10 protein-coding genes are annotated in these 16,147 nt (G+C 50.4%); 6 read left to right on the top strand and 4 right to left on the bottom strand.

The window, feature by feature from the left end; translation table 11 throughout:
- The first annotated feature begins 410 nt into the window (after positions 1-410).
- Positions 411-2,894 carry a hypothetical protein gene (locus tag BN102_RS02170; RefSeq protein WP_156810918.1) on the top strand — a complete coding sequence of 828 codons (2,484 nt, stop codon included), beginning with the start codon at positions 411-413 and terminating at the stop codon, positions 2,892-2,894.
- Here BN102_RS02170 and BN102_RS02175 read toward each other — a convergent pair whose 3' ends face one another.
- Positions 2,895-4,127: a M16 family metallopeptidase gene (locus BN102_RS02175; protein ID WP_019207425.1), complete on the bottom strand. Its 1,233-nt coding sequence runs from the start codon at positions 4,125-4,127 to the stop codon at positions 2,895-2,897.
- Positions 4,128-4,234: 107 nt separating this feature from the next.
- On the opposite strand from BN102_RS02175, the gene BN102_RS02180 reads away from it, so the two are divergent.
- Genes BN102_RS02180 through BN102_RS02200 form a run of 5 tightly spaced genes read left to right on the top strand, consistent with a single transcriptional unit; the run spans position 4,235 to position 10,013 of the window.
- Entirely contained in the window at positions 4,235-4,768 is a 534-nt protein-coding gene (locus BN102_RS02180; RefSeq protein ID WP_019207426.1) for an LOG family protein, read from the top strand.
- Positions 4,769-4,783: 15 nt separating this feature from the next.
- A complete protein-coding gene (locus BN102_RS02185) occupies positions 4,784-5,392 on the top strand; it encodes an SIS domain-containing protein (RefSeq protein ID WP_035456430.1) in 609 nt (202 codons plus the stop codon).
- 3 nt (positions 5,393-5,395) lie between these two features.
- Positions 5,396-6,427 carry a Holliday junction branch migration DNA helicase RuvB gene (gene ruvB / locus BN102_RS02190; RefSeq protein ID WP_019207428.1) on the top strand — a complete coding sequence of 344 codons (1,032 nt, stop codon included), beginning with the start codon at positions 5,396-5,398 and terminating at the stop codon, positions 6,425-6,427.
- A gap of 3 nt (positions 6,428-6,430) precedes the next feature.
- Positions 6,431-7,873 carry a polysaccharide biosynthesis C-terminal domain-containing protein gene (locus tag BN102_RS02195; protein WP_019207429.1) on the top strand — a complete coding sequence of 481 codons (1,443 nt, stop codon included), beginning with the start codon at positions 6,431-6,433 and terminating at the stop codon, positions 7,871-7,873.
- Between the two features lie 19 nt (positions 7,874-7,892).
- Positions 7,893-10,013, top strand: a complete 2,121-nt coding sequence (locus tag BN102_RS02200; protein ID WP_021311808.1) for a S46 family peptidase — start codon at positions 7,893-7,895, stop codon at positions 10,011-10,013.
- A 191-nt stretch (positions 10,014-10,204) separates the two neighbouring features.
- On the opposite strand, the gene BN102_RS02205 is transcribed toward BN102_RS02200, so the two are convergent.
- The 3 genes from BN102_RS02205 to BN102_RS02215 all read right to left on the bottom strand — a co-directional run bounded on the left by BN102_RS02205 (position 10,205) and on the right by BN102_RS02215 (position 15,944).
- On the bottom strand, positions 10,205-12,043 hold the full coding sequence (locus BN102_RS02205) for a DEAD/DEAH box helicase (RefSeq protein ID WP_019207431.1): 1,839 nt from the start codon (positions 12,041-12,043) through the stop codon (positions 10,205-10,207).
- A gap of 180 nt (positions 12,044-12,223) precedes the next feature.
- A complete protein-coding gene (locus BN102_RS02210; RefSeq protein WP_051007702.1) occupies positions 12,224-15,457 on the bottom strand; it encodes a glycoside hydrolase family 2 TIM barrel-domain containing protein in 3,234 nt (1,077 codons plus the stop codon).
- Positions 15,458-15,671: 214 nt separating this feature from the next.
- Positions 15,672-15,944: an HU family DNA-binding protein gene (locus tag BN102_RS02215; protein ID WP_019207433.1), complete on the bottom strand. Its 273-nt coding sequence runs from the start codon at positions 15,942-15,944 to the stop codon at positions 15,672-15,674.
- Positions 15,945-16,147: the final 203 nt, after the last annotated feature.

A 16,147-nucleotide genomic window follows, 5' to 3' on the forward strand; every position in this document is an offset into this window, starting at 1 on the left:
TTCGTCCGCGCGGCGAGTCGTATCGCAGGCAGGCCGCCTTCTTCGTCCGCGCGGCGAGTCGTATCGCAGGCAGGCCGCCTTCTTCGTCCGCGCGGCGAGTCGTATCGCAGGCAGGTCGCCTTCTTCGTTCGCGCGGCGAGTCGTATCGCAGGCAGGTCGCCTTCTTCGTTCGCGCGGCGAGTCGTATCGCAGGCAGGTCGCCTTCTTCGTTCGCGCGGTGAGTCGTATCGCAGGCAAGCCGCCTTCTTCGTCCGCGCGGCGAATCGCATTACAGGCAGGTCGCCTGCTTCGTTCGTGTAACCGGTATGCCCGGCTGCGGCGTGGAGAAATACGAGTAGCCCAGGCCTACCCACAGGTAAAAAGATGTATTGAGAGAAAGAAGAGTTGTTTACCAATATAATTTAAATAGCATGAAGAAAGGACTGTTTTTATGTTGCTGTGCCATGTGCAGCCTGTTGTTGCAAGCTCAAAGGGGACGGAACATGTCTGTCGAGCAGTATGTGCCCGGAATTACTCCGGAAAGTTTCGGGTGCAAGGGCGACAGTATGGTCGACGATTCCGGGAAATGGTCGTTCCTGACGTTAGCCAATCAATCGTGGCCTCAGTTGTTGGAAGAGAAGCCCTTCCGATATGCCCCTCCCCGTACGATCAACTTGCAGATACAGCCGGTTCATTCGCCGAGTTGGGTCTATGTCAATCCGTCCATGGCGGTTTCCCGCCGTTATGTTCCGACAGACCTTACGAACGATGCGGAGAAAATAAAAGCGGCGCAGACACAGGACGACATGCTGTTGCAGTTCGCCTTCGACGACCCGGCCTATCTGCCCGATTTCAACTTGACGAAGCTGAGTCTGAAAGACAATCGCTACCCGGTAGCGTCTGCCGACTATTATGCCAACGACGTTTACTATCACATAACCTATGCGGTCGCTGCACTCGATGAGGAGCAGCATGCGCTGTGCGTGCATATCTCGGTGAAGAACGAAAGCGCTTCGGAGAAAGTCGCTCATGTCAGGGCCAAATTGGGATATTATCCGGAGAACGAGATCTTCGACTACCATTACATTCCCTTTTATTGGGACAATACCAAGTGGAGACCCTACGACAAGATCTCTTTGCGAGGCACGGATATTTATAAGGAGGATAAGCGAATAGGGCGGGTGATTCCCGAAGACATGCAGGTGGAGTGGGAAAGGTCGAAGACTTATGCCGATAAAGATTACGAAGAGGTGCTTTATCCTCAGGTGTGGTTCGGGTCGGGCTATGTCCTGCCTCCTTACCGGTTGAAGTCTATGCAGGATGTGATTCACGCGCATAAGTCCGTAAAGCCGAACGAAACGGCTAGTTTCTCGATAAAACTGTTGGTCGATGACGCGCAGGCCACGGAGCGGCATTTTGCCCGTTTGGCTTCTCTGTCGCCTGCCCGGCTTGAACAGGCCGCGTTGGATGCTTACGCGAAGGAACTTTCGGGCGATGTCGCTCAGCTCGATTTTAATAAGAATCATTGGCCGGACATCTTTTCCGTAATGCAGTTGAGTATTAAGCAAATGCTGATTAAATATCCGGGAAAGTCGTCGTATCAGCCGGCTCAGGGTGGTTCGTCGGAGCGTTTCTATGTATGGGTTTTCGAGGCCGTCCACATGTTGAGGGCGATGTTGCGTACCGGGCAGTTCGACGACGTGAAACGGGGGCTCGACTTTATCTTTTCTCTGCAGGATGCCGGTTGCCCTCCCGTCGGAAAGTTTACCACGACGGCAGGTGCCGTAGGAACTACCGGCCCCCGCTGGGCGAACACCACGGGGATGGCTTTGGTTTTGGCCTGCGAATATTATCTCTATTCCCGCGACGAAGCTTTTATCGAACAATTCCTGCCGAAGATTCTGAAAGCGGTCCGTTGGATCGAGGGAGAAGTCAAGGCGACGAGGAAGCTGAATGCGGACGGCTCGCGTCCCTCCACGTACGGCTTGATGCCTTGGGCGGTCGGATGCGATGCGGATACGGGTTATTGCCTTTCCGATACGGACGTTTTTACTTTTTGGGGATTCGCTAAAGCGGTCGACTTCTTGGAATACATCGGTCATCCGGAGGCGGCAACGTTGCGGAATCAATTGGAAATGTATCGTCGAGATCTCTTGGCAGCCATAGACCTGTTGAAGCGCCCGGACGGTTATATCGGAAGAATCGTTCAGGAAGAGGGAGTGAAGCAGGACATCCAGCCCAAGTTTGAGATCACGGACAGCATGACGCCTATTGCGCTGGTAGGCATTATGGACCCCCGCGCGGACACTTTTCGAAAGTTCATGGATTTTTTCGAAAATCATTATACGGACGGCGAGTTTATGGGGGGGCTCGATCGGGAAATCATGTACACCAATCAATGCGAGCATTATTGGCAGCAAGTGTATTTGAAACTGGGAGAGTGGAAGAAGGCCTTTATCCTCGTCCAAACTTGTTTGAGATACGGCATGTCGCAGGATACTTATCAGACGGCGGAGCGATTCTCGAAGAGGAATCCGGCGTTTGCTCCCTGGCAGCCCAACGGAAGCGCGAACGGAAGAATCATAGACATGATGCTAAACTCGTTCTATTACGAGAACAGTGCTGACTTTATCACCCTGTTGGGCGCGATGCCTTTCGAATGGCTGATTGAAACCGGGCACTCTTCCGTAAGGAACCTGTACACCTTGACGGGGAAAGTAACGATGAATGTGGATCGGATAACCGATGACGCGTGTGCGGTAAAACTTGTTTCTGACGGATACTTGCCCGCGCATATCCGGATTCCTGCCCATTTGAATGCGAAGAGCGAATCCGACGGCGTGAAGCAAATGACGGCCGAGACGTTCGTACTCAGCGGAAAGATGAAAGAAGTAAGCTTTGTCGTCAGGAAGTGATCATCCTTCCGTTTCGGCGTAGATCAGCAGCGAGAAGTCGTCTTCGCAGAACTTCTCGTGGGCTACTTCTCGCAATTCTTCGGCCGTAAGCGCGTGGATTCGGGCATATATCGCCTCGGGTTCGTCGTAACGGTTGTAATGCAGGAAGATTTTTCCCATTTCCAAGGCGTTGTTCTCGAAATGGTCGCTGGCTACGCCTAACTGACCGATAAGCTGTTTTTTCGCCGCACTCAATTGGGCAGGGGTCAGCAGATTTTCTCGCAGCAACCTCAATTCTTTCTGCGTAAGTTCGATGCATAGCTGCACATCTTTCGGATCGCAGCCGAAGTAAATGCTGAAGACGCCGGTATCCGTATAAGACGAGACGTTCGATTCGACGGTATAGACCAATCCGCGGCGTTCGCGGAGGGATACGTTCAGGCGACTGTTCATCCCCGGCCCTCCCAAGATGTTGTTCAGCAGGTATAACGCGCTTTGCTTCCGGCTCCTTGCTTCATAACCGCGACATCCGATCATGACGTGGGCCTGACGGGTGTTTTTCTGCAGGATGAGTTGCTGAGGCTGGTAACGGGGAATGGCCGTCCGTCGATAGGTAAAGTTCGCTTTCTCCAGTTCGGCCGTCAACTTTTCCATCGTATGAACGATACGTTTGAAATCGTGATTCCCTTGCACGAAAAAGACCGTGTTTCCCGGAAGGTAAAACCGGTTCGTGAATGCCAGTGCATCGGTTGTGCGGAAGTTTCGCAATACTTCGGGTTTCCCCAGAATGTTTCGTCCCAACGGATGATTTTTGAATAGCATGCTCTCGATATCGTCATAAATCAGTTCGGCGGGATTGTCCTCATAACTTTGTATTTCGTCGATGATCACCTCCACTTCCTTGTCGATCTCCGCTTGTGGGAAAGTGCTGTGGAAGACGATATCGGAGAGCAGCTCCGCAGCTCGGGAGAAATGCGCTTTCAGGCAATCGATATAGACGATCGTTTCTTCCTTTCCCGTAAAAGCATCCAAGTTCCCTCCTACGTTTTCCATGCGGTTCAGGATATGCCATGCGCGGCGTCTTTTCGTTCCCTTAAAGATATTGTGTTCTACGAAGTGAGCCATCCCTTGTTGTTCCGCACGCTCGTCGCGAGTTCCGGCGTTGATGGCAAAACCGCAGTAAGTGACGGGGGATGTGGTCGGAACGTGGATGATACGGAGGCCGTTCGGCAAGGTATATGTTTGAAAAGCCATTTTTCTAATCGTTCTGATTCAACCGACAAAAATACAACAAAAGTTATTGCCTTTGACGAAAAATACGGATATTTGCTCTATATTTGTAGGGTAAAGCGAAACGGAATATGGAACGTATTGGTCTGTTTTGTTCGGCTTCCGAGAATGTTGATGCGGTATTTTTTCAATATGCCAGTGCCTTCGGACAATGGATGGGCGAACACAAGAAAACATTAATTTACGGCGGCGCCAATGTCGGATTGATGGATTGTATCTCACGGACGGCTAAGCAGTATGGCGCTCGGGTAATAGGCGTGATTCCCTCTCGTATGTTGGAATTGAAGAGAGCGAGCGCCATCCTCGACGAAATGATTCCCTGCAGAACGCTGAGCGACAGAAAGGACACGATGCTCCAACGCTCGGAGGTGCTGGTCGCTTTTCCCGGAGGAGTGGGAACTTTGGACGAGATCTTTCACGTCATGGCTGCGGCTTCCCTGGATTATCATCATAAGAAAATGATATTTTATAATGTGAACGGCTTTTGGCAAGGTATGATCGATTTTCTGGCCGGACTGGAGGTGCAACGTTTCGCTCATCGCCCATTAAAGAATTATTTTACCGTTGCCGACAGTCCGGACGAATTAACCGAACTTTTAATTTAAAAACCGATGGAACCGATTATTGCATCTATTCACGAATTGTTGGAAAAAGAATCAAAGGCCGTATTGAACATTCCGATAGCAGACGACTATGAAAAGGCTGTCGACCTGATTGTCGAACAGGTTCATAAGAAAAAAGGAAAATTGGTGACGACGGGAATGGGAAAGGCCGGACAAATAGCCATGAACATCGCCACGACATTCTGTTCGACAGGAATCCCCGCCGTTTTCCTCCATCCCAGCGAAGCACAGCATGGAGATCTGGGCATCTTGCAGGAAAATGACGTCATGCTGCTGATTTCCAACTCGGGAAAGACGAGAGAAATCCTCGAATTGACACAGTTGGCCCACGTATTGAATCCCCACCTGAAATATATCGTCATTACCGGCAATTTGGACAGCCCTCTGGCCAAAGAGTCGGATGTATGTCTTTATACCGGTCATCCCGCCGAGGTTTGCGCTTTGGGCATGACACCTACCACTTCGACGACCGTGATGACGGTCATCGGCGATATTCTTGTCGTAGAAACCATGAAACGTACGAACTTCACGATCGAAGATTACAGTAAACGTCACCATGGAGGGTATTTGGGCAAGAAAGCGAGAGCCTTGACGAATGAAAAATAAAGTATGGAAGGAAAGTTCAACATACATGAGCAACAGCTCTCGAATAACGAGCGCGATTTTGAGAACGCCTTGCGACCTCTGAACTTTGCCGACTTCAGCGGTCAGGACAAGGTGGTGGATAATCTGCGCATTTTCGTAAAGGCTGCACGCTTGAGGGCGGAAGCGCTCGACCACGTGTTGCTTCACGGCCCGCCCGGTTTGGGGAAAACCACGTTGAGCCAGATCATCGCCAACGAGTTGGGGGTGGGACTGAAGGTTACCTCGGGGCCGGTACTCGATAAACCCGGCGATTTGGCAGGTGTGCTCACCAGCCTGGAAGCCAACGACGTGCTTTTTATCGACGAGATGCATCGATTGAGTCCCGTGGTGGAGGAATATCTGTATTCCGCCATGGAGGATTATCGCATCGACATTATGATCGATAAAGGCCCTTCGGCGCGAAGCATCCAGTTGGAGCTGAGCCCTTTTACATTAGTCGGCGCCACTACGCGGAGCGGCTTATTGACCGCTCCTTTAAGAGCTCGCTTCGGCATCAATCTCCATTTGGAGTATTATGACGACGAGGTGTTGAAGAAGATTATTCTCCGCTCGGCGAAAATTTTAGCGATCCCCTGCGAGGAGAGTGCGGCGGCCGAGATCGCCTCCCGGAGTCGTGGGACGCCGCGAGTGGCGAATGCATTGCTTCGACGCGTGCGCGACTTTGCGCAAGTGAAAGGTTCCGGCAAGATCGATATGAACATAGCGCGTTTCGCCCTGGAAGCTTTGAATATCGATCGGTACGGGCTCGATGAAATCGACAATAAGATTTTACTCACGATCATCGATAAATTCGGCGGCGGACCGGTGGGTTTGACGACCATTGCGACCGCTTTAAGCGAAGATGCGGGAACGATCGAGGAAGTGTATGAACCCTTTCTGATCAAGGAAGGATTCTTGAAACGCACTCCGAGAGGCCGTGAAGTAACGGAGTTGGCATATACGCATTTAGGACGAAACAGGTTTTATCAGCGCGAAAGGACGTTGTTTGACGAGTAGAAGATGGCCGGGCTAAAATCGTTGGCGAAAGATACCGCTATTTACGGCTTGAGCAGTATTGTCGGCAGATTTCTGAATTATTTATTAGTCCCTATTTATGCGGCGGCGATGACTGCCGCATCGGGAGGTTACGGCATCGTCACCGAGATTTATGCATGGACGGCCTTGTGGCTGGTCCTGCTGACGTATGGCATGGAGACTACTTTCTTCCGGTTCGTAAATAAGGAGACGGAAAATCCGAAAACGGTATACTCGACCGTCCTGAAAATGGTCGGATGCACTTCGTTGCTCTTTGTCTTCGGGAGCATGGCCTTTTTGAAACCCATTTCTGCCGCAATGGGATATGCGGATCACCCTTGGTACGTCGGCATGATGATCTTCGTCGTCGCCCAGGACGCTTTCCAGTGCATTCCGTTCGCTTACTTGAGATACCGGCGCCGGGCATTGCATTTTGCTGCCTTAAAATTATTGTTTATCGTAATGAACATTGCGTTCAACCTCGTTTACTTCGTGTTTATGAAGGGAGGCGATGTATTCTATGCTTTTCTGTTCAATTTGATTTGTACGACGATCGTCGGACTTTTATTGATTCCGCAGCTGAAATTCGAACGGGGTTTTGACCGAGAACTTGTCAAGCGGATGTTGATGTACAGCTATCCCATCCTGATTTTGGGCATTGCCGGCATATTGAATCAGGTAGCGGACAAGATCATCTTCCGGCATGTCTATGCCGATGAAGCGGGAGCGAAAACTCAACTCGCCATTTACGGGGCCTGCAGCAAGATCGCCATGATTATGGCCATGCTGACGCAGGCGTTTCGCTATGCATACGAACCGTTCGTGTTCGGAAAAAGTAGGGACGAGGACAGCAAGGAGACCTACGCCAAGGGAATGAAGTATTTTATCATCTTCACGCTGTTAGCTTTCCTGGCGGTCATGTTTTATATAGACTTGTTGAAGTACATCTTGCAGCCCGACTATTGGGAAGGGCTCAAAGTTGTTCCCGTCGTGATGATGGCCGAAATCTTTATGGGAGTTTATTTCAACCTGTCGTTTTGGTATAAGCTGATAGACGAAACCAAGTGGGGAGCTTATTTCTCCTTTGCCGGATGTGCGGTTTTGATAGCTGTCAATGTGATCTTTGTTCCCGTTTACGGATATATGGCTTGCGCTTGGGCCGGTTTTGCCGGTTACGCGGTAGCCATGTTGCTGTCTTACGCGGTAGGGCAAAAGAAATACCCCGTCCGTTATGATTTGAAAGGTATATTCGTCTACGTTTCGATCGCGATGATCTTGTACCTCGTTGCCGAGTATTTGCCGTTCGAGGATATGCTCTCGACGCTGGCCGTACGTACCTTGTTGTTGTTTGTTTTTATAGCCTATATCGTTAAAAAGGATTTGCCTTTGAGGGAGATCCCTTTCGTCAACCGTTTGATCAGAAAATAATTAAATCGATATAATAAAAATGAAGAAGTTGCTTTTTATACTCTTGTTTTCACCGCTCGTCGCTTCAGCGCATGAGGGGATGTGGTTACCAGGTTTCATGACTGCCGAGACGCGACAATGGATGAAGGATTTGGGCTTGGAAATGACGCCCGAACAGTTGTATAATCCGAACGGAAAAAGTCTTTGCCATGCGATTGTCAGCTTGGGTGGAGGGTTTTGCTCGGGCGTAGTCGTTTCGCCTGACGGCCTGGTTTTCACCAATCACCACTGCGGTTACGAGATGATTCAGCAACACAGTTCCGTCGAACACGATTATTTGCGGAACGGGTTTGTCGCCCGATCGTATGGGGAAGAGTTGCCGAATCCGGACTTGTTCGTCAGTTTCCTGATCAGGACGGAAGATGTGACCAACCGAGTGTTGGGAGTCATCCCCCGGGGAGTCGACGAGTCGCGGCGCAACGTTCTGATCGATTCTATTTCGAATATGATCGTGGAGGAAGCGATTGAGAACGACACGTTGCTCCGGGCCGACGTCCGTCCGTTCTATGGCGGGAGCGAATTCTACCTGTCGGTTTATAAGGATTACAACGATGTCCGGCTGGTATTTGCGCCTCCTTCGTCGGTCGGTAAGTTCGGCGGCGATACGGACAACTGGATGTGGCCTCGCCACACGTGCGACTTCTCCGTGTTCCGGATTTATGCGAACGAAGAGAACGAACCGGCTGCTTATGCTCCGGACAATGTCCCCTATCATCCGATTTATTACGCTCCTGTCTCGCTGAAAGGGTACGACGAAGGCTCCTTCTGCATGACGATAGGGTATCCCGGATCGACCAGCCGCTATTTGTCTTCGTACGGAGTAGAAGAGCGGATGAACGTCAATAACGAAGCGTTGATCGATGTCCGCACGGTCAAACTCGACATTCTGAAAAAAGCGATGGACGGGAACGATACGCTGCGTATCAAGTATGCTTCCAAATTCGCTTCGAGTTCCAATTATTGGAAAAACAGCATCGGCATGAACAAAGCCATCAAGGATTTGAATGTGATCGAGAAAAAACGGATCTTGGAAGAGCGGATTCGTACGTGGGTCGGTAAGAAGTCCGAACGACGCGCCGAATACGAACCGATCTTTGCGGAGCTGAAGCACAGGTATGCCGAGCGGAAAGATTTGCAGCGGACGCTGGTCTATTTCCGCGAGACGTTTCTGGACGGACCGGAATTGGTTCAGGCCGCGCTAACCTTATCGATGTTCGTCGACGAGGAATCTACCGATGAGGAAAAGGCAAGGTTCAAACGCAGAATGGAGGAGTTTTACAAGGATTATGACGCGGTTACGGACAAAAAACTGTGTGTCGCCATGCTCGATATGTATCGGGAACATGCGGATACCGCCTACCTGTTGCCGCTTTACAAGGATATCGACGGGAGATTCGACGGCAGCACCCAGGCGTTCGTGGACGAGCTGTACCGGACGACGGAGATGGACACGCCCCGCGGTATGGAACGTATCTTCGGCGGTGATACGACCTACGTAGACCCGGCGGTGGAGATTGCCATAAATGTGCTTGCCGAGTATATGGCGCTCAAGGCTCGGATGGGCGAGAGCAGCGAGGTTATCCATAGGGACGAACGATTGCTGACCGCCGCGCTGCGGGCGATGGAATCGGAAGCGACTTTTTATCCGGATGCGAACTCTACCATGCGGATGAGCTTCGGACTGGTGAACGGATACGACCCGAAAGACGGCGTGCATCATCGTTATTATACCACGACGAAGGGAATATTCGAAAAACAGCAGGGGGCCGGCGAGAACCCGGATTACGAGGTCTTGGATTCCGTACTCGAGACGTTGAAAAAGGGAGCCTTCGGCCGGTATGGCGCGAAAGGCGACATGAACGTCTGCTTCATCTCCGACAACGATATTACCGGCGGTAATTCCGGCAGCGGAATGTTTAACGGAAAGGGCGAATTGATCGGACTGGCTTTCGACGGGAATTGGGAAGCGATGAGCGGTGACCTCGTCTTCGAACCGAACTTGCAGCGGTGCATCGGTGTCGATATCCGTTACGTGCTTTATATGATCGACAAATACGGCAAGGCTTCCCGGCTGATCAAAGAGTTGAAACTGGTGGACTGATACGGCTTCCTCTCCCCTCGTTTTTTCGTATCGAATGTGGGAGGCGCCCTCGCCGAGTGGCTCTGCAGCGCCTAAAACGGATTTTAACTCCCGCCGAGTGGCTCGACAGCGCCTAAAACGGATTTTAGCTTCCGCCGAGTGGCTCGGTAGCATCTAAACCGAAGTTTATTTCGCAGCGATTCGCGCTCTTCTCATTTCCTCTTTTTCCGCTTACCTTCGTCTCGAACGAAGAATTGCTTCCAATCGTCTTTCTTTCTCGGTGCTTGGATGGGGTAGTCTTTTTCCTTTCGTCCGGCTCTGTCCTTTCGGTGTGGTTTCGGACGTTCTTCCTTTCGACGTGCTTCTCTGTCCGGATGGCGTTTCTTTCCCGCCTTATCGCTGTTGCCTTTATTTTCGTCGGCCGCTTCGACGTTGATTATTCTCCCTTTCATCCGAATACCGTTCAGCGCTTGGATCACTTCGTCCGCTTGCGGTTCGATCACTTCGAAGAACGAGAAGTTCTGCATCAAGTCGATGCGTCCCACTTCGATATGTTTTCCTTTCGTGTGACGGTTGATCAAATCGATCAGCTTGGTGGGGGCTATTCTGTCTTTTCTGCCCAGCGTGATGAAGATGCGAGTATAGCCTCTTTCGGCCGACCGTCCCCGTCGCTCACGGTTTGCTCCTCTTTCCTTACGGTCGTTCGCTTTCCTGCTGTCGGCCGACAGCGTTTCTACGTCTTCGGCGTTGCTGTAGTATTCCAGAAAGCGGTTGAATTCCAGCGAAACCATCCGTTTGATGAGGTCTTCCTTCGATAGCCATTCCCATTTGCGGTAGATGTTCGGCAAGAAGTCTTCGATCTCTTCTTCGTTGACCTTTACTTTTTCTACGTCGTCGATGACCTTGAGCAATTGCTGTTCGCAGATCTCTTTGCCGGTAGGCAGATTCCCTATCGTGAATTTTTTCTGCATGGTGCGTTCGATATTGCGCAGCTTGCCCTTCTCTTTCATGTTGATGATGGCGATGGATATGCCAGTTTTTCCAGCGCGTCCCGTCCTTCCGCTTCGGTGCGTGTAGACCTCGTTGTCGTCGGGAAATCCGTAGTTGATGATGTGCGTCAGGTCGCTGACGTCCAGGCCGCGTGCGGCCACGTCCGTAGCGACTAACAGCTGGAGATGGCGCTGGCGGAACTTCTGCATGACGAAGTCTCGCTGCGCCTGACTCAGTTCTCCGTGCAGCGAATCCGCGTCGTAACCGTCTTGAATCAGCTTGTCGGCGATCTCCTGCGTCTCTATGCGGGTTCGGCAGAAGATGATGCCGTAAATTTGGGGGTAATAGTCCACTAAGCGTTTCAGTGCCGCATACTTGTCTTTCGCATGCACGATGTATGCCATATGGTTGACGTTGTTGCTTCCTTCGTTCTTGGTACCGATGGTGATTTCTTTAGCCTCGTGTAGGTATTGCTTGGCGATGCGGGCGATTTCGTTGCTCATAGTGGCGGAGAACATGAGCGTGTTCCGTTCTTGAGGAACCTGCTCGAGGATGGCGTTCAGATCTTCCGAGAATCCCATGTTCAACATCTCGTCGGCTTCGTCCATGACTACGTTTTTAATCGCGTCGAGCTTGGCGACTCTTCGTTCAATCAAGTCGAGCAAACGCCCGGGTGTAGCCACGATGATGTGGACGCCGCTCTTTAGCATGCGGATTTGGCTTTCGATGGACGAACCTCCGTATACGGGAAGCACTTTCAGTGCTTTGATATACTTCGAATAATCGGTCAGATCGCCGGCGATTTGCAGGCAAAGTTCTCTTGTGGGACAAAGGATCAACGACTGCGGAATCTTCTCCTCTACGATCGTCCGCTGAATAAGAGGCAATCCGTATGCCGCCGTTTTCCCGGTTCCCGTTTGAGCCAGAGCCACCACATCGTTCCCCTCGCCTAATAAATACGGAATCACTTCTGCCTGTACGGGCATGGGATGCACGTATCCCATCTCTTCGATCGCTTTCCGTATCTCAGGAGAAACGCCTAATTCTTCAAATGTTTTCATTCTCTGTTTTTCTTTTATTTGGCACTATTGCCGCCTATCCTTAGGAAAAGGCGTGCAAAGATAGTGATTGTCATTCGATTATAGCATATCCGCACTTCCCCAAGCGTTTCTATTTAATGGTTATTAACGTTTGAGTCTCCTTTCTACAGCATATCCGCTTTTCTGCTGTTCGGTGCGGATTTATTTCACGGGGCAAATGGTGAATCCCCACTGATAACGCTTGTTCGGTTCGAGCTTCGCCCAGGGTTCCGGCTCCGAGCCCCAGCTGTCGTATCCACCGACGCCCTGTTGCTGCATGTCGATGCATACCTCGACGAAGTCGCGCGGAGCGATGTCGTTGGTGTGCGTCTGGCGGCGAAGCACATCCTTGGCTTTCGCCTCGTCGCGGTCAGCCACTTCCTGAGCCGACATGTTGCTCCATTGTCGCGGGCGGGTGGTCGTCTCTTCCGAATCGAAGTCCTCGACGCTGTTACGCAAAGCATTGAACTCGAGTACCGTATCGGCGACGAACTTCAGTCCTTTCCCCTTGCCGGCGATTATAACCCAGCGGGTATCCGTGCGATGCCCGTTTTCTTGCGGGCGGACGTACGGGTGATACATCGCTTCCGCCGTCGTTTGGTATAGGTCGACCGAACTGCCGGCCTTCCGATCGATATAGTTTTCCTCCGGTCCTCGACCGAAGTACTCCACCCGATTCATTTCGGCCGGAACACGGAGGCGAAGTCCGATTCTCGGTACTTCCGCTTTTATGTCGGCGGGAGTGAAGTTGCAATCCACATGAACATTTCCATTCTTTCCGAAAGTATAGGCGACAGTATAGGTATTCCCTGCCGGTAATTTGTAGAGAATCTTCAACGCGTTGTCATTCAACTCGACGGAAACGACGTCGAAGTGCTTGCTCGCCTCTTTCCAGACATGGGTGCGTTTCGGTTCTCCGTTGCCGTAGTCGTTGTCGGTCGGCGCTCGCCAGAAGTTGGGTTGTAAGCCGAATCCGTCTTGGAGGTATTCCGTACGTCCCACTTTATAAGAGGTCACCATGCCGCTCTTCCTGTTGAAAACGAAAGTCAGGTTATTTCCTGTTAACGTGATGTGATCGCCGTTTTCGCTCACTTTCATCGGATGGCCTGTGACGAAACGGTCTTTTATCGGATCGACAGGCAGACGAAATTGGTCGTTGGCGAGATTGGTCCCCGCAGGGATTAAAGGAGTGGCTACCTTATTCGTTACGGCAAAGTTAACGAAGTATTCGACATTCTTTTTCGCTTTCAAGTTTTTCACGTCGATGGTGATGTCTTTCGAGGCCTGCGGCTCTACATCCAGGTTCAACTTACGAGTGCTAATCACTTTTCCGTTCTCTTTGACCGTACAGGTAATTTCGTAGTCTTTGAGGTTGGAGAAATAGAACCGGTTTGTAATGCGGAATATGCCTTCGCAGGCGTCGATCAGGTCGAAGCCTACGTTCTGATAAGCATATTTCACTTCTTTCATAGCAGGGTGCGGGCTGCGATCGGGGCCTACGATCCCGTTGATGAGGAAATTAGCATCGCTCGGCGCATCGACACCGAAGTCGCCGCCGTAAGCGTAAAATTCTTTTCCTTTTTCATCTTTTTGCAGCAGGCCCTGATCGACCCAATCCCAGATATAACCTCCCTGCAAGTTCGGATATTTGTAGATCGCTTTCCATTGCGCCCACAGTCCGCCGGTGGAGTTTCCCATGGCGTGTGCGTATTCCGAGGGGATCACCGGGCGGTCGCTGCCTTTTCTGCCCATCTGCTCGAACCACTCGGCTTCGGGGTATTGCGGAACATACATATCGGTGTTCCATTCCCATTGGGCGCGCTCATAGCAGACGGGACGGTTCATCGCGCCTTTTTCCTGAGCTTTCAGCCAATTGTAAGTCATATAGAAATTATATCCGTTGCCCGCTTCGTTTCCTAAAGAGAGGATGGTCACGCAGGGATAGTTCTTGTTCCGTTCGTACATGTTTACCGTACGATCCATGTGTTTGGCAAGCCATTCGGGGTTGTTTCCCAACGAGCGTCCCTTATTCAAGCTGTATCCCATTCCGTGACTTTCGATGTTCGCTTCATCGTAGACGTATATTCCGAATTCGTCGCAAAGCTCGTAAAAACGGTGGCTTTGCGGATAGTGGCAGAGCCTGACCGTATTGATATTATGTCGCTTCATCAGTGTAAAGTCTTTGCGCATCAGTTCTTCCGTTACGTAATGACCTGTTTCCGGATTATGCTCGTGGATGTTCACTCCTTTCATCTTGACTGGTTGACCATTGATAAAAAAACAGTGATACGGTTCCCCGTTTTCCGCTTTCCGATCAATAGCTTTGATCTCGAATTTGCGGAAGCCTACGTGGAATGGAACGACTTCGATTGGCTGTCCTCCTTCCTTTACAGCAATGAGTAATTGATACAGGTGAGGGTGTTCGGAGGTCCAGGTTTTGACGGCAGGCAGACCGGCGTCGAATGTCGCGGCTTTCCGGGTCATTCCGTGGGCGGCATTAACCTGTCGTTCGCCGGAGGCGACGGTTTTCCCCTGCTCGTCGAGCAGTTCGTAGGAGAGGCTGATAGACGAATGATCCGCATCTTGATTGTTGATATCGATGGCTAAATTGAAAAGCCCATTTTGGTAAGAATCGTCCAAGGTAGAAATGACTTTGAAATCTTGTATGGCGACTTTCGGTTGAGAAAACAGATAGACATCCCGTTCAATGCCGCTCATCCGCCAGAAATCTTGACATTCCAAATAAGAACCGGTACTGTAGCGATAACATTTGATAACGAGGTAATTCTTTCCTGCCTGCAAATAATCGTTGATCAGATACTCGGCGGGATCTTTCGCATCTTCGTTATATCCCACTTCTTTACCGTTCAGATACACGTACACACCGGATTTCGCCCCTTCGAGATGCAGGTAGATGTTGCGTCCCGCCCAATTTGTCGGAACTTCGAATTCACGTTGATATACCCCGACAGGATTGGCTTCGGGCAAGTACGGCGGTTGCGGATTCCTGGGTTGGAAATCGTAAGGTTGATTGACGTAGATAGCCACACCGTAGCCTTGCATCTCCCAATTTCCCGGAACTTTTATCGTTTTCCAGTTGATGGCGGCCCCGGGCTTTTCGATATTCGCAGGCAGATCTTTATAGGCATCGACATAATAGAAATTCCACGTCCCGTTGAGTAGTTCGTAATATGGGCTGGCTTCATAATCGCCTTTTAATGCGGTGGCTCGATCCGGATACGACATAAATGCGGAACGTGCGGGTACTTTTTGGACAGAAGTCACTGAGATGTCTTGCCAATAGGGAATGTTTTCGGAGAATGCAGCACTTACAGATGAAAAACAACAGAGGACAAAAAGCGACTTGTGCATAAAATGATTCATACTTATTTTCATAACTGGTTTTAGTTTGACTGAATACGACAACAAAAAACATCGCGGTAATGCCAAACAGCTTCACCCCGATCGACATTCGGGCTTAATCACGTCGGTGCAAGCTTCTTGCATCCTCCGTCTCAGTGCCCTGTGTTGAACATTGCTTACATACCCAAAACGGCTGCGCCAAAACTTTCATTTTGACACAGCCGCTTGAAGGTCTTTAGAAGTCAGCTTATTTAACAGCCTTAGCTAATTCTGCACCAGCTTTAAATTTCGCAACTTTTTTGGCTGCAATCTTGATCGGCTTCTTCGTAGAAGGATTGATACCCGTTCTGGCTGCTCTCTTGCTAACAGCGAAAGTGCCGAAACCAACTAATGTTACTTTATCGCCGGCTTTAAGCGCTTTTGTAACCACTGCGACGATAGCGTCCACAGATTTCTTTGCATCGGCTTTGGTCAAGCCGGCCTCAGCTGCGATTGCACTGATAAGTTCTGCTTTGTTCATAGTGAAAACGATTGATTAATAATTAATATTCTGAGATTTACTTTAAATTCTGCGACAAATATAAACTTTCAAATTCACAAAACAAATTCTTAGAGAAAAAAAGATGGCTTAAATACCAAAAAAATCTAATAGGAAGCCTTTTTTCTGCTTTTTAACAGAATAAAATGATATATTTGCACCCGACGTCGAATGACCTAACATCT

Origin of the sequence: Phocaeicola abscessus CCUG 55929 (genome assembly GCF_000312445.1) — a bacterium.
In the GTDB taxonomy this organism is placed as follows: domain Bacteria; phylum Bacteroidota; class Bacteroidia; order Bacteroidales; family Bacteroidaceae; genus Phocaeicola; species Phocaeicola abscessus.